General features: G+C 72.0%; 26 protein-coding genes. 14 read left to right on the top strand and 12 right to left on the bottom strand.

Annotation, left to right across the window (positions count from 1 at the left end; all coding sequences use genetic code 11):
- The 4 genes from LDL48_RS42015 to LDL48_RS42000 form a co-directional block, all read left to right on the top strand.
- On the top strand, positions 1–915 hold a 915-nt coding region (locus LDL48_RS42015), incomplete at its 5' end, for a replication initiator (RefSeq protein ID WP_372472324.1).
- A 115-nt stretch (positions 916–1,030) separates the two neighbouring features.
- Positions 1,031–1,225 carry a helix-turn-helix domain-containing protein gene (locus LDL48_RS42010; RefSeq protein ID WP_225260791.1) on the top strand — a complete coding sequence of 65 codons (195 nt, stop codon included), beginning with the start codon at positions 1,031–1,033 and terminating at the stop codon, positions 1,223–1,225.
- 95 nt (positions 1,226–1,320) lie between these two features.
- Positions 1,321–1,980, top strand: a complete 660-nt coding sequence (locus tag LDL48_RS44895; protein ID WP_225260790.1) for a tyrosine-type recombinase/integrase — start codon at positions 1,321–1,323, stop codon at positions 1,978–1,980.
- A complete protein-coding gene (locus LDL48_RS42000) occupies positions 1,893–2,465 on the top strand; it encodes a tyrosine-type recombinase/integrase (protein WP_225260794.1) in 573 nt (190 codons plus the stop codon). Before LDL48_RS44895 ends, LDL48_RS42000 begins: the two co-directional genes overlap by 88 nt.
- A gap of 57 nt (positions 2,466–2,522) precedes the next feature.
- On the opposite strand, the gene metH is transcribed toward LDL48_RS42000, so the two are convergent.
- Positions 2,523–6,041 carry a methionine synthase gene (metH, locus tag LDL48_RS41995; protein ID WP_225260789.1) on the bottom strand — a complete coding sequence of 1,173 codons (3,519 nt, stop codon included), beginning with the start codon at positions 6,039–6,041 and terminating at the stop codon, positions 2,523–2,525.
- Between the two features lie 114 nt (positions 6,042–6,155).
- On the opposite strand from metH, the gene LDL48_RS41990 reads away from it, so the two are divergent.
- Entirely contained in the window at positions 6,156–7,025 is an 870-nt protein-coding gene (locus LDL48_RS41990) for a PAC2 family protein (protein WP_225260788.1), read from the top strand.
- Between the two features lie 7 nt (positions 7,026–7,032).
- On the opposite strand, the gene LDL48_RS41985 is transcribed toward LDL48_RS41990, so the two are convergent.
- Positions 7,033–8,349, bottom strand: coding sequence for an FtsX-like permease family protein (locus tag LDL48_RS41985; protein ID WP_225260787.1), 1,317 nt, complete (start codon positions 8,347–8,349; stop codon positions 7,033–7,035).
- Positions 8,350–8,440: 91 nt separating this feature from the next.
- Positions 8,441–9,199: an ABC transporter ATP-binding protein gene (locus LDL48_RS41980; protein WP_225260786.1), complete on the bottom strand. Its 759-nt coding sequence runs from the start codon at positions 9,197–9,199 to the stop codon at positions 8,441–8,443.
- A gap of 139 nt (positions 9,200–9,338) precedes the next feature.
- Here LDL48_RS41980 and LDL48_RS41975 point away from each other — a divergent pair, with 139 nt between their 5' ends.
- The gene (locus tag LDL48_RS41975; protein ID WP_225260785.1) at positions 9,339–10,244 is read left to right on the top strand and encodes a TetR/AcrR family transcriptional regulator C-terminal domain-containing protein; all 906 of its coding nucleotides are present in this window, start codon (positions 9,339–9,341) and stop codon (positions 10,242–10,244) included.
- 5 nt (positions 10,245–10,249) lie between these two features.
- On the opposite strand, the gene LDL48_RS41970 is transcribed toward LDL48_RS41975, so the two are convergent.
- Complete coding sequence (locus LDL48_RS41970; protein ID WP_225260793.1) at positions 10,250–10,597, bottom strand: hypothetical protein; 348 nt, start codon at positions 10,595–10,597, stop codon at positions 10,250–10,252.
- 139 nt (positions 10,598–10,736) lie between these two features.
- Between LDL48_RS41970 and LDL48_RS41965 the strand changes: the two genes are divergently transcribed.
- Positions 10,737–11,528: a GntR family transcriptional regulator gene (locus LDL48_RS41965; RefSeq protein ID WP_225260784.1), complete on the top strand. Its 792-nt coding sequence runs from the start codon at positions 10,737–10,739 to the stop codon at positions 11,526–11,528.
- A 408-nt stretch (positions 11,529–11,936) separates the two neighbouring features.
- Here LDL48_RS41965 and LDL48_RS41960 read toward each other — a convergent pair whose 3' ends face one another.
- The 6 genes from LDL48_RS41960 to LDL48_RS41935 form a co-directional block, all read right to left on the bottom strand.
- Positions 11,937–12,401 carry a HEAT repeat domain-containing protein gene (locus tag LDL48_RS41960; RefSeq protein ID WP_225260783.1) on the bottom strand — a complete coding sequence of 155 codons (465 nt, stop codon included), beginning with the start codon at positions 12,399–12,401 and terminating at the stop codon, positions 11,937–11,939.
- A 354-nt stretch (positions 12,402–12,755) separates the two neighbouring features.
- Positions 12,756–13,994, bottom strand: a complete 1,239-nt coding sequence (gene mshC / locus LDL48_RS41955) for a cysteine--1-D-myo-inosityl 2-amino-2-deoxy-alpha-D-glucopyranoside ligase (RefSeq protein WP_225260782.1) — start codon at positions 13,992–13,994, stop codon at positions 12,756–12,758.
- 229 nt (positions 13,995–14,223) lie between these two features.
- Positions 14,224–15,030, bottom strand: coding sequence for an SCO1664 family protein (locus LDL48_RS41950; RefSeq protein ID WP_308016561.1), 807 nt, complete (start codon positions 15,028–15,030; stop codon positions 14,224–14,226).
- On the bottom strand, positions 15,027–15,623 hold the full coding sequence (locus tag LDL48_RS41945) for a DUF3090 domain-containing protein (protein ID WP_225260781.1): 597 nt from the start codon (positions 15,621–15,623) through the stop codon (positions 15,027–15,029). The genes LDL48_RS41950 and LDL48_RS41945 overlap by 4 nt, the downstream gene beginning before the upstream one ends.
- A gap of 109 nt (positions 15,624–15,732) precedes the next feature.
- The gene (locus LDL48_RS41940; protein WP_225260780.1) at positions 15,733–16,434 is read right to left on the bottom strand and encodes an MSMEG_4193 family putative phosphomutase; all 702 of its coding nucleotides are present in this window, start codon (positions 16,432–16,434) and stop codon (positions 15,733–15,735) included.
- Positions 16,434–17,486 carry an LLM class F420-dependent oxidoreductase gene (locus LDL48_RS41935; RefSeq protein WP_225260779.1) on the bottom strand — a complete coding sequence of 351 codons (1,053 nt, stop codon included), beginning with the start codon at positions 17,484–17,486 and terminating at the stop codon, positions 16,434–16,436. The genes LDL48_RS41940 and LDL48_RS41935 overlap by 1 nt, the downstream gene beginning before the upstream one ends.
- Before the next feature lie 133 nt (positions 17,487–17,619).
- Here LDL48_RS41935 and LDL48_RS41930 point away from each other — a divergent pair, with 133 nt between their 5' ends.
- From LDL48_RS41930 to LDL48_RS41910, 5 genes are all read left to right on the top strand, one after another.
- Positions 17,620–18,624 carry an aldo/keto reductase gene (locus LDL48_RS41930; protein ID WP_225260778.1) on the top strand — a complete coding sequence of 335 codons (1,005 nt, stop codon included), beginning with the start codon at positions 17,620–17,622 and terminating at the stop codon, positions 18,622–18,624.
- Between the two features lie 4 nt (positions 18,625–18,628).
- Entirely contained in the window at positions 18,629–19,930 is a 1,302-nt protein-coding gene (locus LDL48_RS41925; protein ID WP_225260777.1) for a sensor histidine kinase, read from the top strand.
- On the top strand, positions 19,927–20,565 hold the full coding sequence (locus tag LDL48_RS41920) for a response regulator (protein WP_225260776.1): 639 nt from the start codon (positions 19,927–19,929) through the stop codon (positions 20,563–20,565). Before LDL48_RS41925 ends, LDL48_RS41920 begins: the two co-directional genes overlap by 4 nt.
- A 64-nt stretch (positions 20,566–20,629) precedes the next feature.
- Positions 20,630–21,715 carry a hypothetical protein gene (locus tag LDL48_RS41915; protein ID WP_225260775.1) on the top strand — a complete coding sequence of 362 codons (1,086 nt, stop codon included), beginning with the start codon at positions 20,630–20,632 and terminating at the stop codon, positions 21,713–21,715.
- A gap of 5 nt (positions 21,716–21,720) precedes the next feature.
- Positions 21,721–21,912 (top strand): DUF5703 family protein, encoded by a 192-nt coding sequence (locus LDL48_RS41910; RefSeq protein ID WP_225260774.1) that lies wholly within the window; start codon positions 21,721–21,723, stop codon positions 21,910–21,912.
- 36 nt (positions 21,913–21,948) lie between these two features.
- Here LDL48_RS41910 and LDL48_RS41905 read toward each other — a convergent pair whose 3' ends face one another.
- Both LDL48_RS41905 and LDL48_RS41900 read right to left on the bottom strand, forming a co-directional pair.
- The gene (locus tag LDL48_RS41905; RefSeq protein ID WP_225260773.1) at positions 21,949–22,614 is read right to left on the bottom strand and encodes a hypothetical protein; all 666 of its coding nucleotides are present in this window, start codon (positions 22,612–22,614) and stop codon (positions 21,949–21,951) included.
- A 19-nt stretch (positions 22,615–22,633) separates the two neighbouring features.
- Positions 22,634–23,938: a M20/M25/M40 family metallo-hydrolase gene (locus tag LDL48_RS41900; RefSeq protein ID WP_225260772.1), complete on the bottom strand. Its 1,305-nt coding sequence runs from the start codon at positions 23,936–23,938 to the stop codon at positions 22,634–22,636.
- A gap of 94 nt (positions 23,939–24,032) precedes the next feature.
- Between LDL48_RS41900 and LDL48_RS41895 the strand changes: the two genes are divergently transcribed.
- Positions 24,033–24,608, top strand: coding sequence for a hemerythrin domain-containing protein (locus LDL48_RS41895; protein ID WP_225260771.1), 576 nt, complete (start codon positions 24,033–24,035; stop codon positions 24,606–24,608).
- A 181-nt stretch (positions 24,609–24,789) separates the two neighbouring features.
- Positions 24,790–25,788 carry a LysR family transcriptional regulator gene (locus LDL48_RS41890; RefSeq protein WP_225260770.1) on the top strand — a complete coding sequence of 333 codons (999 nt, stop codon included), beginning with the start codon at positions 24,790–24,792 and terminating at the stop codon, positions 25,786–25,788.
- The last annotated feature ends 139 nt before the right edge of the window (positions 25,789–25,927 follow it).

The following is a 25,927-nucleotide window of genomic DNA, read 5'->3' as shown; positions in this document are numbered from 1 at the left end:
ACGCCGCTGTGCCTGGACTGCTACGACCACCACGGCCAGGTCGTGTGGAACCTCGAAGCCACCGAACTGTGGCGGCGCACCATCCAGGAATTCGACCGCGAACTCGAACGCCTCGGCAAACGCCTCGGCGTCACCCTGCGCCGCCAGTACCACAAGGTGTACGAATTCCAAGCCCGCGGCGTCATCCACTACCACGCCGTCCTCCGCCTCGACGGCTACCACCCCGACTGCCCCGGCGCGATCGTCCCGCCCGCCCGCGTCGTCACCCGCACCATGCTCGCCAGCGTCCTCGAACACGCCTTCGGCAAAACCAGCTACACCACCGCACCCCACCCCGCGAACAACAACCACGGCTGGCGGATCGCGTGGGGACAGCAGGGTTTGGACATCGAGCACATCAACGCCTCCGGCGACGACAGCAACCTCAGCAAGCTGTCGGGCTACCTCGCCAAGTACGTCACCAAAAGCACCGAAGTCACCGGCGCCCTGTACCGCCGCATCGACGACCTCGCCATCGAACTGCACGCCACCCCGGACACCCACGTCGGCCGCCTCGTCCAAGCCTGCTGGGACCTCGGCACCGCCGACGGCTGGCACCGGCTACGCCGCTACGCCCACCAATACGGCTACGGCGGCTACATCAGCACCAAGAGCCGGGGCTTCTCCGTCACCTACACCTTCAAGCGCATGGAACGCACCATCTGGCGCCGCACCCAAGGCTTCCCACATCTGTGGGACGAACAACAAGCCGACCTCGTCGTCTACCGGCTCGGCTACCACGCCACCGGCTGGATCACCACCGACGACGCCCTACTCGCCAACTCCGCCGCCGACGCCGCCCGCCGACGCGCCGACGCCGCCCGCGACCTGGCCGACGACGACCCCACCGACTCGGCCCTCCCACTCGCTGCCTGACACGTACGTGTCAACACGTTCCTTGACAACTCCACAGCGACATACGAATCCCTGGCTGCCGTCAGTCCGAGAAAGGGCTGTATCCCCCACCCGGATCTTTACCTAAGGAGAACCGATGACCGTATCCGCCAGCCCAGAGAAGCTCTGGGAGATCGAAGACGTATCCCGCTACCTCAACGTCCCTGTTCAAACTCTTTACGCCTGGCGCAAACGCCACTACGGGCCTCCCGCCGGCCGCGTGGGGCGTCACCTGCGCTACGACCCTGTAATAGTCCGCGCCTGGTTCGCTGAGCAGACGAGGGCCGCCTAACGATGCCTGGTCACCTCACCGATTGCTGGTACCGCACCGAGCAGGACTCGGACGGGAAAACGCGCCTGGTTCCTCGACCGCAATGCGGGAAGGGCATGAGGTATCGCGTCCGCTACCTGGCACCCGACGGCAAGGAGAAGTCAAAGTCCTTCCCGGATAAGAAGAAGCGGGAAGCCCAAGCGTTCCTAGCGTCCATGCAGGCCGACATTCTCAGGGGAACCTACGTGGATCCTGACGCCGGTCGGATCACCTTCCGCCGCTACACAGATGCCTGGCTAGCCGCCGCCACCACTGACGAACTTACCCGCGACCGGCTCGAATACGAGTTCCGCCTGCACGTCTACCCCACCATGGGGCATCTGCCTCTCACGTCTATCCAGCCTGCCACCATCCGGGAATGGGCACACAAGCTCCAGCAATCCGGCTTGGCCGCCAGCTACCGCCGAGTTCTCTTCAACGACGTCTCCATGATTTTCAACGCGGCCGTCGATGACCGGAAGGTCGTGAGCAACCCCTTCGCGGTCAAGACGATCCGGCCCCTCGGTTGGAACCGCCGAAGGTCGTCCCATGGCCCACGAAACTGCGGGCGGCATTCCGCGCGAATGTCACCGACCGGTACCGCATCACCGTCGACCTCGGCGCCGGTTGCGGACTCCGGCAGGGAGAAATCTTTGGTCTCAGCCCCGACGACACAGACGGAACCAGGCCAGTCCTGCACGTGCGGCGGCAGATCAAGATTGTGCGTGGAAGGCTGATCTTCTCCGCTCCCAAGGGCGGGAAGGTTCGGGATGTGCCGCTACCCGTGTCGGTGGCGCAACGGCTGGCCGCTCATGCCGAGCAGTATCCGCCTGTGGAGGTCGCACTTCCGTGGGGCAGCTCGACGGGTGATCCGCAGACCGTGCGGCTCTATCTGACCGCCCCGAATGGCCTTCCTCTGCAACGGCCGGCCTTCAACGCCGCCGTGTGGAAGCCAGCCATCCGGGCGACCGGCATCGAGGATCACCGCAGCAACGGGATGCACGTGTTGAGACACACCTACGCCTCGGTGCTGTTGGACGCGGGCGAGAGCATCAAGGCGCTCTCGGGCTACTTGGGGCACTCCGACCCCGGCTTCACCCTCCGCGTGTACACGCACCTTCTGCCGGCCAGCGAGGACCGCACCCGGCGGGCCATCGACGTTGCCTTCGCCGATGACCCGTTGGGCGGCGCGCAAACCCCGGACGGCATGGAGACGGCATGATCTTGCATTTCGGGCCTGTTCTGGGTACTGCGCCGCAGGTCAGAGCCGGTGTGGCGACTACTTCGCGTTGAAGTAGTTGGCCTCGGGGTGGTGGACGATGATGGCGTCCGTGCTCTGTTCCGGCTCCAGCTGGAACTCCTCCGACAACACCACCCCGATCCGCCCGGCGTCCAGCAGATCGACCACCTTCGCCCGGTCCTCCAACTCCGGGCACGCCGGATAGCCGAACGCGTACCGGCATCCGCGGTAGTCGTTCTTCAGGATGCCGGCCAGGTCACCCGGGTCCGCACTGCCGACCGTGCTGCCGTTCGGCAGGGCCAGTTCGGCGCGGACGCGGCGGTGCCAGTACTCGGCCAGCGCCTCGGTCAGCTGCACCGACAGGCCGTGCACCTCCAGGTAGTCGCGGTACTCGTCGCGGGCGAACATCTTGGCGGTGTACTCGCTGACCGGCTGGCCGACCGTGACCAGTTGCAGGGCGACCACGTCCGGGCCGGACTCCCGGGGCCGGAAGAAGTCGGCCAGGCACAGCCGGCGGTCCTGGCGCTGCCGGGGGAACGTGAACCGGGCGCGCTCGGCGTTGCCGTTCTCGTCGAGCACCACCAGGGTGTTGCCCTCGGAGTAGGCCGGGAAGTAGCCGTAGACCACGGACGCCTCCAGGACGTGGTCGGCGGTGAGGCGGTCCAGCCAGTAGCGCAGGCGGGGACGGCCCTCGGTCTCGACCAGTTCCTCGTACGACGGGCCGGAGCCGCCGCGGGCGCCGCGCAGGCCCCACTGGCCCAGGAAGGTGGCGCGTTCGTCCAGCATGGAGGCGTAGTCGGCGAGTGGGATGCCCTTGATCACCCGGGTGCCGAAGAACGGCGGCCGGGGTACGTCGGCGTCGAGGGCGACGTCCGAGCGTACCGAGGTGTCGTCGAGCGGGGGCAGGTTCTCGGTGACCACGGAGCGCTGGCGTTCGCGGCGGGCGCGGCGGGCGGCGAGTGCGGCCTCCCGCTCGGGGTCGGTCACCGCGGTGCCGCCTCGTTTGGCGGTCATCAGGCGGTCCATCAGGGACAGGCCCTCGAACGCGTCGCGGGCGTAGTGCACCTCGCCCTCGTACGCCGCGCGCAGGTCGTCCTCGACGTACGACCGGGTGAGCGCGGCGCCGCCCAGCATCACCGGGTACTTGTCGGCGATGCCGCGGGCGGCCATTTCGTGCAGGTTCTCCTTCATCACCACCGTGCTCTTGACCAGCAGCCCGGACATGCCGATGGCGTCCGCCTTGTGTTCCTCGGCGGCCTCGATGATGGCGGTGATCGGCTGCTTGATGCCGATGTTGACGACGTCGTAGCCGTTGTTGCTGAGGATGATGTCGACCAGGTTCTTGCCGATGTCGTGCACGTCGCCCTTGACGGTGGCGAGCACGATGCGGCCCTTGCCGGACTCGTCGGCCTTCTTCTCCATGTGCGGTTCGAGGTAGGCGACGGCGGCCTTCATCACCTCGGCGGACTGCAGCACGAACGGCAGCTGCATCTGGCCGGAGCCGAACAGCTCGCCGACCGTCTTCATGCCGTCCAGAAGCACGTCGTTGACGATGGCCAGGGCGGACGACGAGAGCAGCGCCGCGTCCAGGTCGGCCTCCAGGCCGTTACGCTCGCCGTCGATGATCCGGCGCTTGAGCCGTTCGTCCAGCGGCAGCGACGCCAGCTCCTGGGCGCGGGACTCGCGGGCCGACTTGACGTCCACGCCCTCGAACAACTCCAGGAACTTCTGCAGCGGGTCGTAGCCCTCGGCCCGCCGGTCGTACACCATGTCCAGCGCCACCTGGCGCTGCTCCTCCGGGATCTTGGACATCGGCAGGATCTTGCTGGCGTGCACGATCGCACTGGTCATGCCGGCCTGGGCGCACTCGTTCAGGAACACCGAGTTGAGCACCTGACGGGCGGCCGGGTTCAGGCCGAACGAGATGTTGGAGATGCCGAGCGTGAAGTTGACACCCGGGTAGAGCTCGCTGATCCGCCGGATCGCCTCGATCGTCTCCAGGCCGTCGCGGCGGGTCTCCTCCTGACCGGTGGCGATCGGGAACGTCAGGCAGTCGACCAGGATGTCGTCCCGTCGGATGCCCCACGTACCCGTCAGATCGTCGATCAGCCGCGACGCGACCCGCACCTTCCAGTCGGCCGTGCGGGCCTGACCCTCCTCGTCGATGGTCAGCGCGACCACCGCGGCGCCGTGCTCCTTGACGATCGGCATGACCCGCGCGTAGCGCGAATCCGGGCCGTCGCCGTCCTCGTAGTTGACCGAGTTGACGATGCAGCGCCCGCCGAGCATCTCCAGGCCGGCCTCCACCACCTGCGGTTCCGTCGAGTCCAGCATGATCGGCAGGGTGGACGCGGTGGCGAAGCGGCCGGCCAGCTCGCGCATGTCCTGGGTGCCGTCGCGGCCGACGTAGTCGACACACAGGTCCAGCAGGTGCGAACCGTCGCGGGCCTGGCTGCGGGCGATCTCCACGCAGGCCTGCCAGTCGCCGGCCAGCATCGGTTCGCGGAACGCCTTGGAGCCGTTGGCGTTGGTCCGTTCGCCGATCATCAGCACGCCGGCGTCCTGGCGGAACGGCACCTCGTGGTAGATCGACGCGACGCCGGGCTGGTGGCCGGGCTCGCGGGCCGCGGCGCGTTCCCCGCGGACCGCGGCGACCACCGCGGCGATGTGCTCCGGCGTGGTGCCGCAGCAGCCACCGACCAGGCTGACGCCGTACTCCCGGACGAAGCGCTGCAACGCCTCGGCCAGCTCGTCGGCGGTCAACGGGTAGTAGGCGCCGCCGGCCGCGAGCACCGGCAGGCCGGCGTTGGGCATGACCGACAGGGGTACGCGGGCGTGCTGCGACAGATAGCGCAGATGCTCGGTCATCTCGGCCGGCCCGGTGGCGCAGTTGAGCCCGATCAGGTCGATGCCCAGCGGCTCCAGCGCGGTCAGCGCCGCACCGATCTCGCTGCCCAGCAGCATCGTGCCGGTGGTCTCCACGGTGACGTGACAGATCAGCGGGACCGTGCGGCCCACCTCGGCCATCGCCCGGCGCGCGCCGATCACCGCCGCCTTCGTCTGCAGCAGGTCCTGGCAGGTCTCCACGATCAGCGCGTCGGCGCCACCGAGGATCAGGCCGGCCGCGTTCTCCCGGTACGCGTCCCGCAGGGTGGCGTAGTGCACGTGCCCGAGCGTCGGCAGCTTGGTGCCCGGGCCGATCGCGCCCAGCACGTACCGTGGCTGGTCGGGTGTGCTGAACGCCTCGGCCGCCTCGCGGGCGATCCGCGCGCCGGCCTCGCTCAGCTCGCGGATCCGGTGCTGAATGTCGTAGTCGCCGAGATTGCCCAGGTTGGCCCCGAAGGTATTGGTCTCGACGCAGTCGGAGCCGGCCGCGAGATAGGCCTCGTGCACGCTGCGGACCACGTCCGGGCGGGTGACGTTGAGGATCTCGTTGCACCCCTCGAGCCCCAGGAAATCCTCGTCGACACTGAGGTCGGCGGCCTGCAGCATGGTCCCCATGGCTCCGTCGGCGACGAGGACGCGGTCGGACAGTGCGGCAAGGAAGTCGTTCGGCACGGCCCCAATCTATCGGCTGTGACCGGGCCCGCGGGACCCCACGGCGCGGCCGCCGGGTGCGAACCCGGCACGCCACGTAGTCTTTGCGTACGTGAGTACCGAAAGGTTGACACCGTGACTGAGTTCGACGGCCTTCCCCTGCTGCGCTCCCCCGTCGCGATCGCCGCGTTCGAGGGGTGGAACGACGCGGCCGACGCGTCGACCGCCGCCGTGGAGCACCTGGAGCAGGTGTGGCAGGCCCGCGAGATCACCACCATCGACCCGGAGGACTTCTACGACTTCCAGGTCAGCCGGCCCACCATCACCATGGCGGAGGGCGAGACCCGCAAGATCGAGTGGCCCACCACCCGGTTCATGGTCGCCAGTCCGCCCGGCACCGAACGCGACGTCGTCCTGATCCGCGGCATCGAACCCAGCATGCGCTGGCGTACCTTCTGCGAACAGGTCCTGGAGCTGTGCCACAGCCTCGAGGTCGACCGGATCGTGCTGCTCGGCGCGCTGCTGGCCGACGTGCCGTACACCCGGCCACTGCCGATCAGCGGCACCGCCTCGCAGCGCGAGGTGGCCGAGAAGTACAAGGTCGTCCCCACCCGGTACGACGGGCCCACCGGCATCGTCGGCGTGCTGCAGGAGGCGGCCGGCCGCGCCGACCTGGACGCGCTGTCGTTCTGGGTGCACGTGCCGCACTACGCCAACAACCCGCCGTGTCCCAAGGCGACGCTGGCGCTGCTGCACCGCCTGGAGGACGTGCTGGACCTGCCGGTGCCCATGTCCGAGCTGGCCGAAGAGGCCGACGAGTGGGAGAAGCGGGTCCGGGCCGCCGCGGAACAGGACGCCGAACTCGGCGAGTACGTCCGCGAGCTGGAGGAACGGGTCGGCGACGCGGGCATCCAGCCGCTCACCGGCGACGAGATCGCCAGCGAGTTCGAGAAGTACCTGCGGCGGCGGGGCGGCTCGGCCGGCCCCACCGCCGGGTCCTGGTAACGGACCGTCACGCCCGTACGGTCTCGACCGCCGGCCGGGCGATCGCCCGCCGCGTCGCACCCACCGCGGCCGCGAACGTCAGTGCCGTGGCCACCGCGACCACCAGCAGGTACGGTCCCGGCCGCAGCGACGGCGACGCGTCGGCGATGCGGGCGACGCTGAACGGCAGCACCGTCACCACCGACGCCGCCGTGCCGAAGCCGACGCCGGTCACGGTGAGCAGCGCACTCTCCGCCGCCACCATGGTCAGCACCTGCGCCGGCGTGGACCCCGCCAGCCGCTGCTGCGCGAACTCCCGCCGCCGGTAGCTCGTCGCCGCCAGCAGCGTGTTCACCAGCATGATCGCCACGAACAACGCGATCATGCCGACCACCACGTAGTTCAGCGTCTGGACGTTCTTCTCCTCGTCCGGCCGCAGCATCCCGGCCGAGGCGTCGTCGTCGATCGCCTGCATGTACACGGTGGCCGTGGTGATCGCCACGAACAGGATCACCGGCAGCACCGCGCCGGACATCTGCCGGGCCTGCTGCCGCACGTTCAGTACGGCCAAGTCACCGGCCGCCCCGAGCAGCCGGACCGGTCCGGCCAGCACGGCGGTCACCGCACGCAGCAGCCACGGCGCCAGCAGCGCCAGCCCGATCGCGAACCAGATCGTCGCCTGACCGGCGGTCTGCATCGCGTCCATGCCCTTGCCCCGCATCACGGTCGCGGTCACCACCCCGCAGCTCAGCCCGGCCAGCAGGAAGACCGCCGCGGCCAGCAACCGGCCCCGGCCCGGCGGGCTCAGCTCGGCGACCGGCTCACGCGCGGTGCGGCGCGCGGTGAGCAGAGCGCCGAGTACGCTGCCCAGCACGGTCACGCCGACCCCGACGGCGAGCGCGGCGCCGCCGAACCGGTAACCCACACCGCCCGCCACCTGCCCGGTGTCCCGCAACAGCCCGAGCAGCACCCGCCCGAGCAGCAGGCCGGCCGGCACCGCCACGACCGCCGCGGCCACCGACACCACCGCCGCCTCGCCGACGATCATCCGGCGCACCTGCCCCGGCGTGGCTCCCACCCGCCGCAGCAGGCCGATCTCCCGGCCACGCTGCCGCACCGACAGCGTCAGCGTGGACGCCACCGCGAACACCACGATGAGCAGGCACCAGCCGCCGGCCACCGCGGCCATCGTGATCAGGCTCTCCTCGCTGGCCGGGTCCACGCCCGGCCCGCCCGCCGTGTCGATCATCGCGGCGAACGTCATCAGGATCGCCGCGCCCAGCGCGGCCGACAGGAACGTGGCGACGAACGCGCCGGTCCGATGCCGCAGCCCGTGCAGAGCCATCGCCGTCATGGTCATGCCGCACCGCCCGGCGCCGTGCCCGGTGCATCATCGGCAGCCGGACGGTGGTCCGGCTGGGCGCCCCCGCGCCGGGTCACGCCGCCACCCCCGCGCGGCCGTTCGCGGTCGCGTCGCCGAGGTGGGCCAGCCGCTCGGCCACCGCGTCCGGGTGCGGCGCGGCCATCCGGCCGACGAGCCGCCCGTCGGCGAGGAACAGCACGGCGTCCGCGGTCGCCGCGGCCACCGGATCATGCGTGACCATCACGACGGTACGGCCGAAGTCCCGCACCGCCGACCGCAGCAGCCCGAGCACCTCACGCGCGCTGTGGCTGTCCAGTGCGCCGGTCGGCTCGTCGGCGAAGATGACCGCCGGGTCGGTGATCAGCGACCGGGCGATCGCCACCCGTTGCCGCTCACCGCCGGACAGCTGTGCCGGCCGGTGCCCGAGCCGGTCGCCCAGCCCCAGCCGGGTGAGCAGTTCCCGGGCCCGCCGCCGGTCCGCCCGGCGCCCGGCCAGCCGCAGCGGCAGCACCACGTTCTGCAGCACGGTCAGCGCCGGCAGCAGGTTGAAGTCCTGGAACACGAAACCGATCCGGCGGCGGCGGAACTTCGTCAGCGCCGCCTCCCCGGTCATCGTCATCTCGGCGCCGGCGATGAGGACCCGGCCCTCGGTCGGCCGGTCGAGTCCCGCGGCACACTGCAGCAGCGTGCTCTTGCCGGAGCCCGACGGGCCCATGACCGCGGTGAACGTCGCCGTGGCGAACGTGGCGCTGACCCCGTCCAGGGCCGTGACGGCGGTACCGGTGTCGTCGTAGATGCGCCGGAGCGCCTCCAGGCGTACAGCGTCTGACATGGGAACCTTCCCTAGATCGCAACGGCTTTGGTACACCGTACGCAGCGCTCTAGGCGAGGCAGAGTGGTGTTAGTACCCCTGTTTGCGGGATGTGCCATAGTGCACCAGGGGCCGAGCGCACTAGTGCAGGGGAGTCGACGTGACGGAACCGCCGTACCGGAGAATCGCTGCGGACATCGCCGGGCGCATCGCCCGCGGCGACCTCGCGGCGGGCGACCGGGTGCCGTCGACCCGGCAGATCGTGAGCCGGTATGGCGTCGCGATGGCCACCGCCACCAAGGTCCTCGCCGAACTGCGCCGGATGGGCCTGGTCCGCGCCGCACCGGGCGTCGGCACCGTCGTGGTCGCCCCGGCCCGCCGGTCCCGCCGGCCGGTGGTGCCCGAGCCGCAGCGCGACGTCGTGGTGCGGACCGCCGTCGAGATCGCCGACATGGAAGGACTCGGCGGCCTGTCCATGCGCCGCCTCGCCGCCGAACTGGGCAGCGCCACCATGTCGCTGTACCGGCACATCGCCGACAAGGAGGAACTGCTGCTGCTGATGATGGACCGGGTGTTCGCGGCCAACCCGCCACCCGACCCGGCACCCGACGGCTGGCGCGCCCGGGTGGAGGCGATCTGCCGGCGGCAGTGGGCGATGTACCGGCGGCACCCGTGGCTCGCCCAGGCGGTCTCGTTCACCCGGCCGCTGCCCGCACCGCACGCGATGGCGCACACCGAGTGGACGATGCAGTCGCTCGACGGGCACGGCCTGGACCAGGAGACGCTGTTCGTGGCGGCCGTGACGATGGCGAACTACGTGCGCGGCACCGCGGTCAGCCTGGAGGCCGAGGCGCAGGCGCGGCACGAGACCGGCATCACCGAGACACAGTGGATGGAGACCCAGCAGGCCCGCCTCCAGGCGGCCGTCGCCGACGGCCGGATGCCGATCATGCGCGAGTACGTGACCGGCACGGAACACGAGTTCTCGCTCGATCTCCTGCTGGAGTTCGGACTGCAGCGGCTGCTGGACGGCCTGGAACTGCAGATCGCCGCGACGTCAGGCTGATCTGGTCAGCGCCAGAACGTGGCGATCGCCGCGTTCAGCAGCGTCATCCCGATGATGGCGAGGAAGTGCCCGCTGTTCACCACGTCACGCTTGCGGGGCACGAACACCATGATGAAAATCAGCACCGCCACCAGCAGCTTCACGCCGAGCTTGACCGGGCTGGGCTCGTCGTCGCCGCCGCCGCGCAGCGGAGCCGACAGCGCGACGCCGGTGACCACCTGGATCACCGCGCCCCACACCATGGCCGGGTTGATCCGCACCTTGCCGGACAGATACTGCATGACCGCCGCACCCAACAGCAGGGCGAACCCGATCAGGTGCGCATAGCGCAGAATCAGCCGCAGCGCTTCCACTCCGAAGCCCCTCTCCACGTCGGACGTCGACGACAGCATTCCACCGCCTCCCCCACCGTGATCGCCCGGGTCGGCGTGTCGCAGTCACCGGGCGCACCCCGCGTAAGGCATCCTAGGAACCTAGGGTCAGGAGGGTGCCATGACGATCAATCCGGGCGCTGCCGAGTTTCCGCACCGGCAGATCGCCGCCCAGCTGCGCGAACGCATCCGCCGCGGCGACTGGCAGCCGGGCGAGCGCCTCCCCTCCATCCCGGCCATGGCCGAGATGTTCGGCGTGGCGAAACAGACCGTGCAACGCACCGTCGACCAGCTGCGGGTCGAAGGCGTGCTGATCACCAAACCCGGCTCGGGTACGTACGTCCGCGGCACCCGCCGCCGCCTCAACCGCCTGTCCCGCGGCCGGTACGGCGCCCACCGCGGCTACCACGCCGACCTCGCCGCCCGATACCGCCAGCAACTCGTCGGCGTGGCCCGCGAACCCGCACCCCCCGAGGTCGCCGACGCGTTCGGGGTACGCGACGGCACCGAGATGCTGGCCCGCCGGCACATCGTGCGCACCGACGACGCCACCGTCGAAGTAGGCGCATCCTGGTTCCGGGTCACCGACGCCAACGGCACCTCCCTGGAACGCGCCGAGGCGTTCGGCCGGCCGCTCTACCAGGAGGCCGAGGAGGTGCTCGGCAGGCGGTACACGTCCGCGACCGACACGATCAGCGCCCGGCAGCCGAGCCGCGACGAGGCCGAGATCCTGCAAATCCGCCCGGACACACCGGTGCTGCATCTGCTACACGTGGCGTTCGACGAGACCCGCAAGCCGATCGAGGTGGCGCAGGCGACGTGGCCCGGCCCCATGACCACACTGACCGAGGACTACCGCATCCCCGCCGCCACCCCTGACCCCGACCCCGACCCCGGCTTCGCCCTCGCCTGACTCCCGCCCGCAGGGTCCCGTGGCGCCGCACGGCTCCGCGGTGGGAACAAAAGCCGCATCGCTTGGACATTCTGGACGCCACACGTCCATGATCGACGAGGCGGGGTGGGGGTATCGGGCCTCGGCGTGGCCGCCTCGCGGAAGGGCGGGACTGCGTCGCGTCCGACAACGACGCTGGTGTACCACTGCGGTGATCTCAGAAGGGCCGGCTGCCACGACCCCGCTTCGGTGGTACACCGGTGTGGTTATCGGGTGCTCGTAAGGACGTTGGTGTACCACTGGAGCGCTCCACTGGTACACCAATGCTGTTATGAGCGCCCGATGACTACCGTGGTGTTCCACCGAGGCGGGTCGTGCGTTGTCCGGAACGGCGACGGGCCCTTACGGCCGCCGGGCGACGGGGCGCGGTCAGGCGCCGGCGCCGGTGAGTACGCGCAGCGCCCGGGATGCCGCGAAGCGCACCCGTGGTGTCGGGTCCTCCAGCAGCGGCGGGAGGGCGTCGAAGGCCGCCGCGACCCGGTGCCGGGCGACCACCTTGGCGGCCATCTCCCGCACCCGCCACGCCTCGTCGTCCAGTGCCCGGCACACCGCCGGCGCGGCACGGTCCCGCCTTGGGGCCCAGAGCAGGCCGCGGGCCGCCCAGACCCTGAGCCAGTAGCGCTGCTCCGGCGGGGCGTCGAGATAGTGCGGGCCGGCCGGTCCGCCGAGCACCATGATCAGGTCGGCGTCGGTGTCGTCGCCGGCCAGCAGGGCCAGGCAGCCGTCCACGATGTCGTCGGTGCCACGGCGGTCGCAGGCCTCGGCGATCCGCGCTCGGGGCGGGCCGGCCGCACTCACCGTGCCCTCACCCCACCACCGCGGCCAGACCGACATGCCCACAACACGCTCACCGCACAGCCACCCCGCCGACCCGGCTCGACGAACACCGACCACGTTCATCGCTCCGCCGCCGCGCCCAACTCACCGCCACACCGCCCCACAGTTCACCGCCACACCGCCAAGCCAGCTCACCGCCACACCGCCACTCACCGCCACGCCCAGCTCACCGCCACGCCCAACTCACCACCACGCCCAACTCACCGCCACGCCGCCACGCCCAGAGATGCACCGGGGGCGCGGGGGCCGTGCTCGCCGGACCGACCGACGGTGACGCCCAGCCGTTCGCCGGGACGATGGGCGCCGGCCCGTGCGGCACCGGGTGCGGCAGCGGTCACGGTCGGCCGGACTCTAGAGGCGGATGCCGAGCCGGGCGTCGACCGTGCGCCGCATCAGGGCCGGTGCGGCCGGGTCGTCGCCGGCGCCGGCGAGGGCCGCCTCGGCCCAGGCGTCGACCAGGGCCAGCGCGGCGGGTGAGTCGAGGTCGTCGGCGAGGGCCTCGCGGACGGCGGCCAGCAGGCCCTCGCCGGACGGGCCGGCGGGTGCGGCCGCGGCGGTGCGCCAGCGGGCCAGGCGCTGTTCGCCGGCCTTGCGGACGTCGTCGGTCCACTCGCGGTCGGCGCGGTAGTGGCCGGAAAGCAGGCCGAGGCGCACGGCCATCGGGTCGATGCCGTCGGCGCGCTGGCGGGACACGAAGACCAGGTTGCCCTTGGACTTGGACATCTTCTCGCCGTCCAGGCCGATCATGCCGGCGTGTACGTAGTGCCGGGCGAACGGGCTGGCGCCGGTGAGGCGTTCGGCGTGTGCGGCGGAGCACTCGTGGTGGGGGTAGAGCAGGTCGTTGCCGCCGCCCTGGATGTCGATGGTGTCGCCGAGCAGGCCGAGGGCGATGGTGGCGCACTCGATGTGCCAGCCGGGACGGCCGGGGCCCAGGTCGCCGCCGTCCCAGGCGGGCTCGCCGTCTCGGGCGCCGCGCCACAGGAGGGGGTCGAGCGGGTCGCGCTTGCCGGCTCGGTCCGGGTCGCCGCCACGCTCCGCGGAGAGGGTGCGCATCTCGTCGCGGGAGAGGTTGGACTCGTAGCCGAACGACGGGGCGGCCGACACCGCGAAGTAGACGTCGCCGGTGCCGTCGTCGAGCGTGTACGCCGCGCCGTCGGCGAGCAGCTCGCGGACGTGGGCGGCGATCGCCGGGATGGACTCGACCGCACCGACGTAGTGGGCCGGCGGGATGATCCGCAGCGCCTCCATGTCCTCTCGGAAGAGCGCGGTCTCGCGCATGGCGAGCACGATCCAGTCCTCGCCGTCGCGGTTGGCGCGCTCCAGCAGCGGGTCGTCGATGTCGGTGACGTTCTGCACGTAGCGCACCTCGAGGCCGGCGTCGCGCCAGGCCCGCTGCACCAGATCGAAGGTGATCATGGTGGCCGCGTGGCCGAGGTGGGTGGCGTCATAGGGAGTGATGCCGCAGACATACATCGTCGCCGGAGATGTGGGCGCGCTGGGCTGCACGGACCGGCGGGCGGAGTCGTAGAGCCGCAGGGGCGGGGCGGTCGTCGGCAGCGTCGGCACCTCGTGCCCGGTCCATGCGTCCATGCTCTGGAGCCTATCCAGGACCCCCGACACAAATCCGCGAGCCAGAGGTGATCTGGGCCGCTCCCCGCGGCAGGAACGGGGTCCGAAAGACGACACCCGGGCGGCCGGCGGAAGGCGTCAGAAGCGAGCGCGGGCGAACGGGAGACGTCAGAAGGGGGGGTGAAGGCGAGCGGGTGAAGGCGGAAGGGGGTGAAGGCGGGCGGGAGGCGGTGACGGCGGGTGGGAGACGTCAGACCGGAGGCCACGGTACGGCCGGCCAGTCCGGTGGCGGCTTCGGGAACCGCCCCGAGCGCCCCAGCCGCCGCACCCGCAACCGCAGGTGCTGGACCTCCGACACGGTGAGGTGTTGCTCCAGCGTCGCGCCCAGCGTCCCGTCCAGGTTCGCACCGAGCGCGGTCAGCGTCTCCAGCGACTCCGCCGGGATGGGCTTGCCGGTCCAGCCCCACAGCACGGTGCGCAGTTTGTTCTCGACGTGGAAGCTGACGCCGTGGTCGACGCCGTAGATGGTGCCCTCGGGGGCGTACAGGACGTGGCCGCCCTTGCGGTCGGCGTTGTTGATCACGGCGTCCAGGACGGCCAGGCGGGCCAGGCGGGGGTCGTCCGCGTGGGCCAGGGCGTACGCGTCGCCGTCCTCGTCGCGGGCGTTGGCGACCGCGAACCAGCCGGGCGGCACCTCGTAGGCCGGCACGAAGCCGATCAGCGTCTCGGCGTCGTCCGGTTCGTCGATCCACAGCTGGCAGGCGCCGGGGCCGAGCGGGCCGTCGCGCAGCACCGTGGGCGGGACCAGGCCCCAGCCGGTGGCCTGGGACACCAGGTACGCCGAGACCTCCCGCCCGGCCAGCGTGCCGTCGGGGAAGTCCCAGAGCGGGCGCTCGCCGCGGACCGGCTTGTACACGCAGCGGCGGGTGAGCCCGTCCAGCGTGATCTCCGCGCGCAGCGTGGTGTTGGACGCGTCGACCAGCCGGCCCTCGAGCTCCATCGCGCCGCGGGTGAGCAGCTGCAGGGCGTCGTCCTCCGCGAGCACGGAGACGGTCACCGGTGGTAGCCGTTGTGCCGGGGGCAGAGGTGGCCGGCCGGGTCGAGCGGCTGGCCGCACAGGGGGCACGGCGGCCGGCCGGCGGCGACCACGCGCCGGGCGCGGTCGATGAACGCGCGGGTGGCGTCGGGGGTCAGCCGGACGCGGAGCCGGTCGAGGTCGTCGTCGGGCTCGTCGTCGTCATCGTCGTCGGGCTCGTCGCCGGTCTCGTCGTCGTCGCCGCCGAGGTCGACCTCGGCGTCGCCCTCGCCGGCCTCGATCGCCTCGATCACCACGGTGCTGGTGTCGACGTCGAACGCCAGCCCCAGCGTGCCGACCCGGAACTCCTCGTCGACCGGGGTGTCCAGCGGCTCGTTGTCGTGTGCGGCGACCGCCGGCGGGTCGGGCAGCTCAACGCCGAAGCGGCGGCTCGCCTCGGTGAGCAGCTCTTCGAGTTTTTCGGCGAGCAGCGACACCTGGACCTTCTCGAGCGCCACGCTGACCACCCGGCCACCGCCGCGCGCCTGGAGGAAGAATGTCCGGTCCCCCGGCTCGCCCACCGTCCCGGCGACGAACCGCTCCGGCGGCTCGAAAGCATGCACCTGGTGGGTCATGGAACGACCCTATCCGCCTGCACGCCCGAGCGCGCAGCGCACCGGGCCGGTTCGCCGAGGGCGCAACGACGGCGCTACACGGGCGTGATGTCCCGGTTACCCGACGTGGTCAGACGCCGCCGCCGGCCCCTCCGCCGACCGCCGCGTCGCTCTGCGCGGCGGGCCGGGCGGCGCGTCCCCGGCGGCGCTTCGGCGGTACCAGACCGGCCAGGTCGGCGGTGTCGTTGAGGCGCACCAGGAACGGCCGGGTGGGTGTGTAACGGATCACCGTGACCGACGCCGGGTCGGCCACGATGCGCTGGAACTGGTCCAGGTGCAGCCCCATGGCGTCGGCCACGATGGCCTTGATCACGTCGCCGTGGCTGCAGGCCAGCCAGAGCGCCTCCGGCCCGTGTTCGGCGGCCACCCGGGCGTCCCAGGACCGGACCGCGGCCACCGCCCGGGCGGACATCGCCGCCATGGCCTCGCCGTTCGGGAACACCGCGGCGCTGGGGTGCTGTTGCACCACCGGCCAGAGCGGGTCCTTGGCCAGCTTCTTCAGCGGCTGGCCCTCCCAGTCGCCGTACCCGCACTCGATCAGGCCCTCGTCCTCGACCGGCTTGGCGTCCGGCAGCGCGAGTTCCAGGGTCTGCCGGCAGCGGATCAACGGGCTGGTCACCACGGCGGACAACGGCAGCACGCGCAGCCGTTCGCCGACCCGCTCGGCCTGGCCGCGACCGGTGTCGTCGAGTTCCACCGGCTGCCGGCCGGCCAGCCCGCCGCTGGCGTTCGCGGTGGTCCGGCCGTGCCGCAGCAGCAGGACGGTGGCCACTAGGACGCCACCCCGGCGGCCTCGTACGCCTCGGCGACCGTGCGCAGGGTGGCGATGCCGGAGGCCAGGTCCCCGACGTACGGGCTGATCGACAGCGTGCCGACGCCGGCCGCGGCGTACTCCCGGATCCGTTCGACGATCCGCGGTTTCGGCCCGAGGATCGAGGTGCGCGCGATGAAGTCGTGCGGCACCGCGGCGGCGGCGTCGCGGATCTGCCGGTTCAGGTACAGCTCCTGCACCTCGGCGGCGGCGTCCGGGTAGCCCATCCGCACGGCCAGCTGGTTGTAGAAGTTCTGCTCGCGGCTGCCCATGCCGCCGACGTACAGCGCGGCGTACGGGCGGATCACGTCGGCCGCGGCGGCGATGTCGTCGGCCACCACCACCGGCACGGTCGGCGCCACGTCGAACCCGGCGAGCCCGGCGCCGGCCTTGGCCCGGCCGCGCTCCACGTGCTGCAGGTACTCCCCGGCGGCGTCCGGGGCGAAGAAGATGGCCAGCCAGCCGTCGGCGATCTCGCCGGCCAGTTCCAGGTTCTTCGGGCCGACCGCGGCCAGGTAGATCGGAATGTGCTCGCGCGGCGGGTGGAAGCCCAGCCGCAGCGCCTTGCCGGGGCCGTCGGGCAGCGGGAGCGTGTAGTGCCGGCCGTCGTACGCCACCGGCTTGCGGGCGATCGCCAGCTTGACGATGTCCACGTACTCCCGGGTGCGGCCCAGCGGCTTGCCGAACCGCACGCCGTGCCAGCCCTCGGAGACCTGCGGCCCGGACACGCCCAGCCCGAGCCGGAACCGGCCGCCGGACAGCGTGTCGATAGTGGCCGCGGTCATCGCGGTCATCGCCGGGCTGCGGGCCGGGATCTGCATGACCGCGGCGCCGAGGTCGATCCGCTCGGTCTGCCCGGCGATCCAGGCCAGCATGCTGGGGGTGTCGGAGCCGTACGCCTCCGCGGCCCAGACCACCGAATAGCCCAGCCGGTCCGCCTCCTGCGCCATGGCCAGGTGGTCGGCGGGCGTGGACCATGAGGTCTGGTAGCCGAGGCTGAGTCCGAGCCGCATGCGCCCTCCCGAGGGGTTCTTGATCCTCTCCGAAGCCTACGCACTCACGCACAGTGATATCGGTCCGGTAACCGACCCGTTTGGCCTGCGGTTCAGGATTACGCGGGCGCCACGTGCTGAATAAGGTTCATGCATGCAACGACGACCGCTCGGCCGCAGCGGGCTGGCGGTTTCCCGGCTCGCGCTCGGCACCATGACCTGGGGCCGGGACACCGACCCCGACGACGCGGCCGCCCAGCTGAAACTCTTCGTCGACGCCGGCGGCTCGCTGCTCGACACCGCCGACGTGTACGGCGCCGGCGACGCCGAGGCGGTCATCGGTTCGCTGCTGGACCACCTGGTGCCGCGCGACGAGGTGCTGATCGCCACGAAGGCGGGCCTGACGCCGGGCGGGTTCCGCCGCCGGGACGGCTCCCGCGGCCACCTGCTGCGCGCGCTGGACGCCTCGCTGCGCCGGCTCGGCACCGACTACGTGGACCTGTGGCAGGTGCACGGGTACGACCCGCAGACCCCGCTGGAGGAGACCCTCGCGGCGCTGGACCACGCGGTGGACAGCGGCCGGGTGCGGTACGTCGGGGTGTCGAACTTCGCCGCGTGGCAGACCGCGCGGGCGGCCACCTGGCAGGCGGCGTACCCGGGCCGGGCCCCGATCGTCGCCGCCCAGATGGAGTATTCGCTGCTGGAGCGCGGCATCGAGCGGGAGCTGCTGCCCGCCGCGGCGGCGCTGGGGGTCGGCGTGCTGCCGTGGTCACCGCTGGGCCGCGGGGTGCTGACCGGCAAGTACCGCAACGGCCGCCCGCTCGACTCGCGGGCCGCGTCCGACCACCTGTCGCTGTTCGTCCAGCCCTACCTGGAGCCGCGCAGTTCGAGCATCGTGGAGGCGGTGGCCACGGCCGCGAGCGGGCTGGGTGTGTCGCCGATCGAGGTGGCCCTGGCCTGGATCCGGGACCGGCCGGGCGTGGCGGCGCCGATCCTGGGTGCCCGCACCGCGGCCCAGCTGTCCGGTGCGCTGCTCAGCGAGGAACTGACGCTGCCCGGCGAGATCGCCCGCGCGCTGGACGACGTCTCCGCGATCCCGGTGGGCTACCCGGAACGGGAGGGCTCGACCGCGGTGGGCTACCCGGAACGCGACGGCTGACGCGATGACCGCCCTGCTGCGGCCGCTGATCCGCGCCCGCACCTACCGGCGCGCCGTGCACCTGTTGCTGGGCGCCGTGATCCTGTTGCCGTACGTGCTGCTCACCGCGGCGCTGGCGCGGATGGTGGCGGAGGATGCCGGGCACCGGGCGGCGGTGCTGCTGATCGCCGCGGCGGCCGGGTTGATCGCGGCCGTGCCGCCGTTCCTGAGCGGCACCCGGGAGCTGGAGATCGCGGCGGCCCGCGCGCTGCTCGGCGTGGACCTGCCGGCGAGCGAACACCGCGGGCCGCTGGCGCTGGAGACCCGGCTGCGGGCGGCGCTGTGGTTCGGCGTACACCTGGCGGTGGGTGCGGCGATCGGGCTGGCCGTGCTGATCGCCGTACCCATGGCTCTGATCGTCTTCACCGAGCGGCTCGGGCTGACCTCCGGTGCGCTGGCCGGGCTCGACGTCGGGCCGCTGGGCGAGACGGACCTGTGGTGGTGGACGGTCGCCGGGGTGCTGGGACTGGTGGCCACGGTGTATGCGGTGGCCGGCCTGGGCTCGCTGGCCGCGACCATGGCGCCGGTGCTGCTGGGCCCGTCGCCGGCCGAGCGGATGGCCGCCGTCGAGGCCCGCGAGCGGCGCCTGGCCGAGCGCAACCGGCTGGCCCGGGAACTGCACGACTCGGTGGGACACGCGCTCACCGCGACCACGTTGCAGGCCGGGGCGGCGCGGGCGGTGTTCGACCGGGACCCGGACTTCGCCCGGCGGGCGCTGGCCGCGATCGAGGAGGTGGGCCGGACCGCGATGGCCGATCTCGATCACGTGCTGGGTGTGCTGCGGGAGACCGGACCGGATGAGGTACGCCGGCCGCGCACGCTCGCCGACCTGGACCGGCTGTTCGCCGACGTGCGGGCCGGCGGGGTGGAGCTGCGGGCCGAGGTGGCGACCGCCACGGTGCCGGCGACGGTGTCCCGGGAGGCGTACCGGATCGTGCAGGAGGGGCTGACGAACGCGGCCCGGCACGGCGGTCCCGGTCCGGTGACGGTCCGGGTGGAGAGTGCGGAGGAGCTGACCATCGAGGTACGTAATCCGCTGGGCGGACGCGCGGCGCACGGCGGCGGTCGCGGCCTGGCCGGCATGCGGGAGCGGGTCCGGCTGCTCGGCGGCGTCCTGGACGTGGGGCCGGCGGACGCGCATCAGTGGCGGGTGCACGCCCGCCTGCCGATCGGCCCGGACCCGGCCGCCGCACCGCCCGGCCGGACGGCGGCACCCGAGCCGGCCGCCGGGCCGCCGGATCGGGCCGCCGGGAGGGGTGACCGGTGACCGGCGTGCTGATCGTCGACGACGACGCGCTGATCCGGGCCGGGCTGCGCGCCATCCTGGACGCCGAGCCGGACCTGACCGTGCTCGGCGAGGCCGCGGACGGCGCCGACGTGGTGCCGGCGGTGCGCCGGCTGCGGCCGGACGTGGTGCTGATGGACGTGCGGATGCCCGCGGTGGACGGCATCCAGGCCACCCGCCTGCTGCGCGAGCGGCTGGACGACCCGCCGCGGGTGCTGGTGGTGACCACGTTCGAGAACGACGAGTACGTGTACGAGGCCCTGCGCGCCGGTGCCAGCGGCTTCCTGCTGAAGCGGTCCCGGCCGGTGCAGATCGTGGACGCGGTACGGGTGGTGGCGCGCGGCGACTCGCTGCTGTTCCCGGCGGCGGTGCGCCGGCTGGCCGCGGCGTACGGCCGGCCGGAGACCGCGCTGCCGGGGGTACAGCTCACCGAGCGGGAGAGCGAGGTGCTGCGGCTGATGGCGGACGGCCTGTCCAACGCGGAGATCGCGGCGCGGCTGGTGCTCGGGCTGGAGACGGTGAAGACGCACGTCGGCAACGTGCTGACCAAGCTGGGCGTGCGGGACCGGACCCAGGCGGTGGTGGTGGCGTACCGCTCGGGGTTCATCTCCCCCTGACGGGGGACGCGGTCCCCTCCCCGGCGGGAGGCCGGCGGCCCGCCGGTCCGGCAGCGTGAACGGCATGACACGACATGCGCAGACATCGATCGGGGCGGTCCGGGCGGCCGCCGTCGCGGGCGGTTACGGCACGCTGGCTCTGGTGTGGACGGTCACCGGCCGGGGTTTCCCGTTCGGGCCGGATGACCGGGGGAACGGGGCCAGCCCGCTGCGGGCACTGACGCCGGAGGTCGGCGCGCCGCTGTTCGCGGCGGTGCTGCTGCTGGCCGCGGTGGCCGCGCTGATCCTGCACGGCGGTGCGGTGCCGCGCGGACCGGCGCGGGTGGCGCTGCCGGCGTACCTGTGGCTGGTGGTCGCGGCGCTGCTGGTGGTGGTGCCGGACTCGCGGCTGCTGACGGTCGCCGGGTATCTGCCGGTCCTGGTCGTGGGCGCGCCGTTCGGCTATCCCCCGGTGGACTACGGCGACGTGTTCACCGTGGCCCTCGCCACCCAGGCGCTCTCCGTGCTGACCGGTCTGCTGCTGGCCCGGGCCACGCTGCGCTGGCAGTTCCGCGGCAACGGCGCGTGCGTGGCGTGCGGGCGGAGCGAGCGGACCGCCGGCTGGGCCACGCCGGCCGGTGCGGCCCGCTGGGGCCGCTGGGCGGCCTGGACCGCGGCGGCGATCCCGGCCGCGTACGCGGTCACCCGGCTGGCCTGGGCGGCCGGCATTCCGCTCGGCATTCCCGCGGAGTTCCTGCGCGAGCCGCGGGACAGCGGCGCGGTCTGGGCGGGCGCCGGGCTGGGCGGATTCGCGCTGCTGGGCGCGGTGCTGACGCTGGGCCTGGTGCAGCGCTGGGGTGAGGTGTTCCCGCGCTGGATGCTCGGGCTGGCCGGCCGGCGGGTGCCGATCCGGCTGGCCACCGTGCCGGCCACGCTGGTGGCGGTGTTCGTCACGTCCGCGTCGGTCGGGCTGGTCACGGCGGACGGATTCCTCACCATGTTCACCGGGGAGGCGAGCCTGGCCACGCTCCCGATGCTGCTCTGGCCGTTCTGGGGTGTGGCGCTCGGCGCCGCGGCGCTGGCCTACCACCTGCGGCGCCGGGGCGCGTGTCGAGACTGCGGGCGCGGCGCGCCGGGGCTGGTGCCGGCCGCGCGGACTGGCGCATATTAGGAGTCATGGACTACGAATACGCGCCGCTGAGGTTGCCTTCGAATGTCGATCGGCTGACCGCCGCCGCGCAACTGGCCATTCAGGCGGAGTTCTCCGGATGGGAGCTGGCCCGGGTCCAGCTCTTCCGGGACGGCACCCGGCAGGTGGTGCTCCGCCGCCGGATCCAGAACAGCCCGCAGCCGGGCCTGTCGTATTGAAGCCCGCCCCGTTTCCCGGGGCGGGCTTCCTTCGCGTCAGTGCTGGTGACCCTCGTGCTCGTCCTCGTCCGGGAACGGATGCTCGTCGAGCCGGCCGACGAGCTGGTCGTCGGGCCCCGCGTGGAACGGGCCGGCGCCGTCGTCCTCCTCGTACGCCTCCAGGTCGAGCGGCTTGGCCACCTCGCTGACCGTGACCACCCCGTCGAGCGGTTCCAGCTCCGGGACGTCCAGGCCGGCCAGCGAACCGTCGCCGGCCTGCAGCAGTTCCAGCACCGCCTCGCCGACGGACTCCACCGCGCCCGGGTCCTCGTCGTCCGGCACCGACGTGCGGCGGGCCACATCCGCGACCCGCAGCAGTGCGGAGACGCTGGGAACCCGGTAGTCGCGGCGCTGCCGCACGGAGATCACCTGCACGTACGGGTCGGACGACGCGCCGCCGTCGATGCCGCCGACCGAGAGCCCGAAGCGCTGGTCCGCCTCGTCCGGGTCGATGGACTCGACGTCCCACGGTGTGACCTCGCCGAACGCGTCGAGCAGGCGCTCGTCGTAGGCGTACGAGGCGTTGTTGAGGTCGACGTACGCCTGCCAGACGTCGTCGTCGTCGATGCGGCCCTGGGCGGACTTGACCGCCGCCAGGTGCGCGCGAGCGGCCTCGACCACCCGGTCGAGCGCCGCGTCCAGCTCCGCGTACTGGTCGGTCATGGTGTCGGAAGTCCCTTCATCAGCTCGCTCGGAGCAGTCGGTCGAGCACACGCACGCCGAACTGTAGTCCCTCCACCGGAACGCGTTCGTCGACACCGTGGAACAACGAGGAGAACGGAAGATCGGCGGGCAGTTTCAGCGGCGCGAACCCGAAACAGCGGATGCCGAGCGTGCTGAACGCCTTCGCGTCGGTGCCACCGGACAACATGTACGGCACCGCCCGGGCGCCCGGATCCTCGGCCCGCAGCGCGGCGCCCATGGCCTCCACCAGCGCCCCGTCGAAGTCGGTCTCCAGCGCGGCCTGGCGGGAGATGTGCTCGATCTCGATGTCCGGCCCGATCACCTCGCGGAGCTGCTCGAGGAAGACCTCGGCCTGCCCGGGCAGGGTGCGGCAGTCGACGGTGGCGGACGCCTTGCCGGGGATGACGTTGTCCTTGTAGCCGGCCTCCAGCCGGGTCGGGTTCGCGGTGTTGCGCAGGGTGGCGCCGATCAGGTTGGCGATCGGTCCGAGCTTGGCGATGGCCAGTTCCGGGTCGTCCGGCATGTCGATGCCGAGCGCCTCGGAGACCTCTTCCAGGAACGTGCGCACGGTCGGGGTGAGCACCATCGGGAACCGGTGCCGCCCCACCTGGGCGACGGCCTCGGCCAGGGCGGTGACCGCGTTGTCGTCGTGCACGAAGGAGCCGTGGCCGGGGCGGCCACGGGCGTGCAGCCGCAGCCAGTCGATGCCCTTCTCGGCGGTCTCCACCAGGTACAGCCGCAGGTCGTCGTTGACCGTGTAGGAGAAGCCGCCGACCTCACCGATCGCCTCGGTGCAGCCGTCGAACAGACCGGCGTGCTCGCGGACCAGGAACTGCGAGCCGAACTCCATGCCCGCCTCCTCGTCCGCGGTGAAGGCCAGCACGATGTCGCGCGGCGGGGTGTACCCGGTGCGCCGCCAGTCCCGGACCACGGCGAGCATCATCGCGTCGAAGTCCTTCATGTCGATGGCGCCGCGGCCCCACAGGTAGCCGTCCTTCTCCACCCCTTCGAACGGCGGCACCGACCACTCCGACGGATCGGCCGGCACCACGTCGAGGTGGCCGTGCACGAGCAGCGCCCCGCGCGACGGGTCCCGCCCGGGGATGCGGGTCACCAGGTTGGCCCGTTTCGGCGCGGACTCGTGGATCTGCACCTCCAGGCCCACCTCGGTGAGCTTTCCGGCCACGTACTCGGCGGCGACGCGCTCCCCCATCGTGGTCCGGGGGTCGCCGGTGTTGCTGGTGTCGATGCGGAGCAGGTCGCGGCAGATGCCCACGACCTCGTCGACAGCGGTGTCCTCCATCCGCCCTTCTTACCAGCACCAGCAAGTTTGGCCGGTGATCGTTCCGGGCACTGCGCGGGCCGTGTCGACATTGAATCTGCCTCCGCTGCCGCCCGTGGGCGGCGAGACCACCGGCCGCAACGTGGTGGACGTGATCACCGGCCAGCACCGTGAGTTGCTCGCGCTCTGCGACCGGCTGACCGGGTCGTCCGGCGCGGAGCGCTCCCGGATCGCCCAGGTGGTGGTGGCGACGCTGTCCCGGCACCTGTCCGCCGAGGAGCAGTACCTCTACCCGGCGGTGCGCAAGGTGGTGCCGGACGGCGACCTGCTGGCCGACCGGGAACTGGCCGAGGACCACCAGCTGCTGGTCACGCTGAAGCGGCTGGACGGCGCGCGGCCGGAGGACCCGGCGTTCGGCGAGCTGGCCGCGGGCGTGACCGAGGCGGTACGCCGGCACGTGGACGCCGACGCCGAGGAGCTGCTGCCGTTGCTCACCCAGATGGTGCCGGTGGAGGATCTGATCCGGGTCGGCAACCGGGTGGAGACGGCCGAGGAGGCGGCACCGACCCGGCCGCATCCGGCCACCCCGTCGCGCCCGCCGTGGAACAAGATCGTCGATCCGGCGGTCGCCGTGGTGGACAAGGTGCGGGACGTCGCCGGTCGCAGAGTTACATATCCCCGCGATCTGTAAGGACCAACCAAAAGGGACGGCGTACTCCACAGTATGTGAGTGATTCAATTCACCGCGTAGCGGATCATGCGTACGTCTTATCTGGTTCTGTCCTTTTATGTAACCCGTTTGTCACAAGTAGCCGATCTTTGGCTGCCCGAAGGTCTTCCCGTGGATCCTATAAACGTCCTAACGTCACGCTATGAACCTGGAGCTGCGGCATCTCAAGGTGGTATGCGCCATCGCCGAGACGGGCAGCGTGACGAAGGCGGCGTCGTTGCTCGGGCTCGCCCAGCCGGCGCTGACCGCACAGCTACAACGGATCGAGCGGACCCTCGGCGGCCCGCTCTTCGAGCGCGACCGGCGCGGCGCACGCCCCACCGCGCTCGGCGAACTCGTGCTCTCCCGCGCCCGGGTTCTCCTGCCGGCCATGAAGGGCCTGCAGGACGAGGCCGCCCGGCTGGCCGGTTCGGGTTCTGAGCAGGGCATGGGGCGGTACCGGATCGGTTCCATCGGCGGCCCGGTGATCGGCGGCCTGGTCCGGCGGCTCTCCGACGCCCAGCCGCACGCCCAGATCTCCACCCACGCGTCGTACTACGTGGACGAACTGGCCACCATGGTGCTCGCCGGCAAGCTCGACTACGCGCAGGTCGGGGTGTGCGGCGACGCCATCCCGTCGGCCGAGTACGGGCTGGTCTGGCAGACCGTCGCGGTGGACGCGGTGTCCGTGCTGATGCCGGAGGACCATCCGGCCGCCAAGGGCGTCGACACCGACCTGGCCGAGCTGGCCGGGGAACAGTGGGTCGCCGGCACCGGCGACGGCTGCATGTCGGACTGCTTCGCCGCCGCCTGCGCGCGGGCCGGCTTCACCCCGCGACGGGTGCTGGAGACCGACGTCCGCGGCGTGGTCGACATGGTCGAGTCCGGCTCCGCGATCGGCATCTGCCAGCCCACGTTCCGGCCGCCGGCCGGACTCACCCACCGCCCGCTGGCCGGCGCGCCGCTGCGCTGGCGGCAGGTGCTCGGCTGGCACCCGGACAGCCCGGCCGCCAGGGTCGCGCCGCTGCTGATGACCATGGCGGCGGAGGCGTACCGGGAGGTGCTGGCGCGCAACCCGATGTATGTGAACTGGCTGGCCGACTATCCGCAACTGGGTGGCCACCAGCAGATGGTGACCACCCAGTCGGAAACCGCCGCCTAGCCGAGACGCCGCCTAGGCCGTGTTTCGTAGGACCGTCGATGTTGCGGCGTGGCGGTGGTCGATAACTGAAGAGGTCTCCGGTAGTTGGTTCAGCGACCAAGCTAGAACTTCACACCGGAGACCTCGTGCCGAGCGTAGC

Source organism: Jidongwangia harbinensis (assembly GCF_020216025.1).
Lineage (GTDB): Bacteria > Actinomycetota > Actinomycetes > Mycobacteriales > Micromonosporaceae > Actinoplanes > Actinoplanes harbinensis.
The sequence above is the reverse complement of the archived record's forward strand: the minus strand, read 5'-3'. Positions and strand labels throughout refer to the sequence as shown.

What these genes read in the sequence shown, in the direction of transcription:
- LDL48_RS42010 (WP_225260791.1), top strand. Translation starts at nt 1,031, where the DNA reads ATGACCGTATCCGCCAGCCCAGAGAAGCTCTGGGAGATCGAAGACGTA.
- LDL48_RS44895 (WP_225260790.1), top strand. Translation starts at nt 1,321, where the DNA reads ATGAGGTATCGCGTCCGCTACCTGGCACCCGACGGCAAGGAGAAGTCA.
- LDL48_RS41985 (WP_225260787.1), bottom strand. Translation starts at nt 8,349, where the DNA reads ATGGCTCTGCACGGGCTGCGGCATCGGACCGGCGCGTTCGTCGCCACG.
- LDL48_RS41980 (WP_225260786.1), bottom strand. Translation starts at nt 9,199, where the DNA reads ATGTCAGACGCTGTACGCCTGGAGGCGCTCCGGCGCATCTACGACGAC.
- LDL48_RS41965 (WP_225260784.1), top strand. Translation starts at nt 10,737, where the DNA reads ATGACGATCAATCCGGGCGCTGCCGAGTTTCCGCACCGGCAGATCGCC.
- LDL48_RS41960 (WP_225260783.1), bottom strand. Translation starts at nt 12,401, where the DNA reads ATGTCGGTCTGGCCGCGGTGGTGGGGTGAGGGCACGGTGAGTGCGGCC.
- mshC (WP_225260782.1), bottom strand. Translation starts at nt 13,994, where the DNA reads ATGGACGCATGGACCGGGCACGAGGTGCCGACGCTGCCGACGACCGCC.
- LDL48_RS41945 (WP_225260781.1), bottom strand. Translation starts at nt 15,623, where the DNA reads ATGACCCACCAGGTGCATGCTTTCGAGCCGCCGGAGCGGTTCGTCGCC.
- LDL48_RS41935 (WP_225260779.1), bottom strand. Translation starts at nt 17,486, where the DNA reads ATGCGGCTCGGACTCAGCCTCGGCTACCAGACCTCATGGTCCACGCCC.
- LDL48_RS41930 (WP_225260778.1), top strand. Translation starts at nt 17,620, where the DNA reads ATGCAACGACGACCGCTCGGCCGCAGCGGGCTGGCGGTTTCCCGGCTC.
- LDL48_RS41925 (WP_225260777.1), top strand. Translation starts at nt 18,629, where the DNA reads ATGACCGCCCTGCTGCGGCCGCTGATCCGCGCCCGCACCTACCGGCGC.
- LDL48_RS41915 (WP_225260775.1), top strand. Translation starts at nt 20,630, where the DNA reads ATGACACGACATGCGCAGACATCGATCGGGGCGGTCCGGGCGGCCGCC.
- LDL48_RS41910 (WP_225260774.1), top strand. Translation starts at nt 21,721, where the DNA reads ATGGACTACGAATACGCGCCGCTGAGGTTGCCTTCGAATGTCGATCGG.
- LDL48_RS41905 (WP_225260773.1), bottom strand. Translation starts at nt 22,614, where the DNA reads ATGACCGACCAGTACGCGGAGCTGGACGCGGCGCTCGACCGGGTGGTC.
- LDL48_RS41900 (WP_225260772.1), bottom strand. Translation starts at nt 23,938, where the DNA reads ATGGAGGACACCGCTGTCGACGAGGTCGTGGGCATCTGCCGCGACCTG.
- LDL48_RS41890 (WP_225260770.1), top strand. Translation starts at nt 24,790, where the DNA reads ATGAACCTGGAGCTGCGGCATCTCAAGGTGGTATGCGCCATCGCCGAG.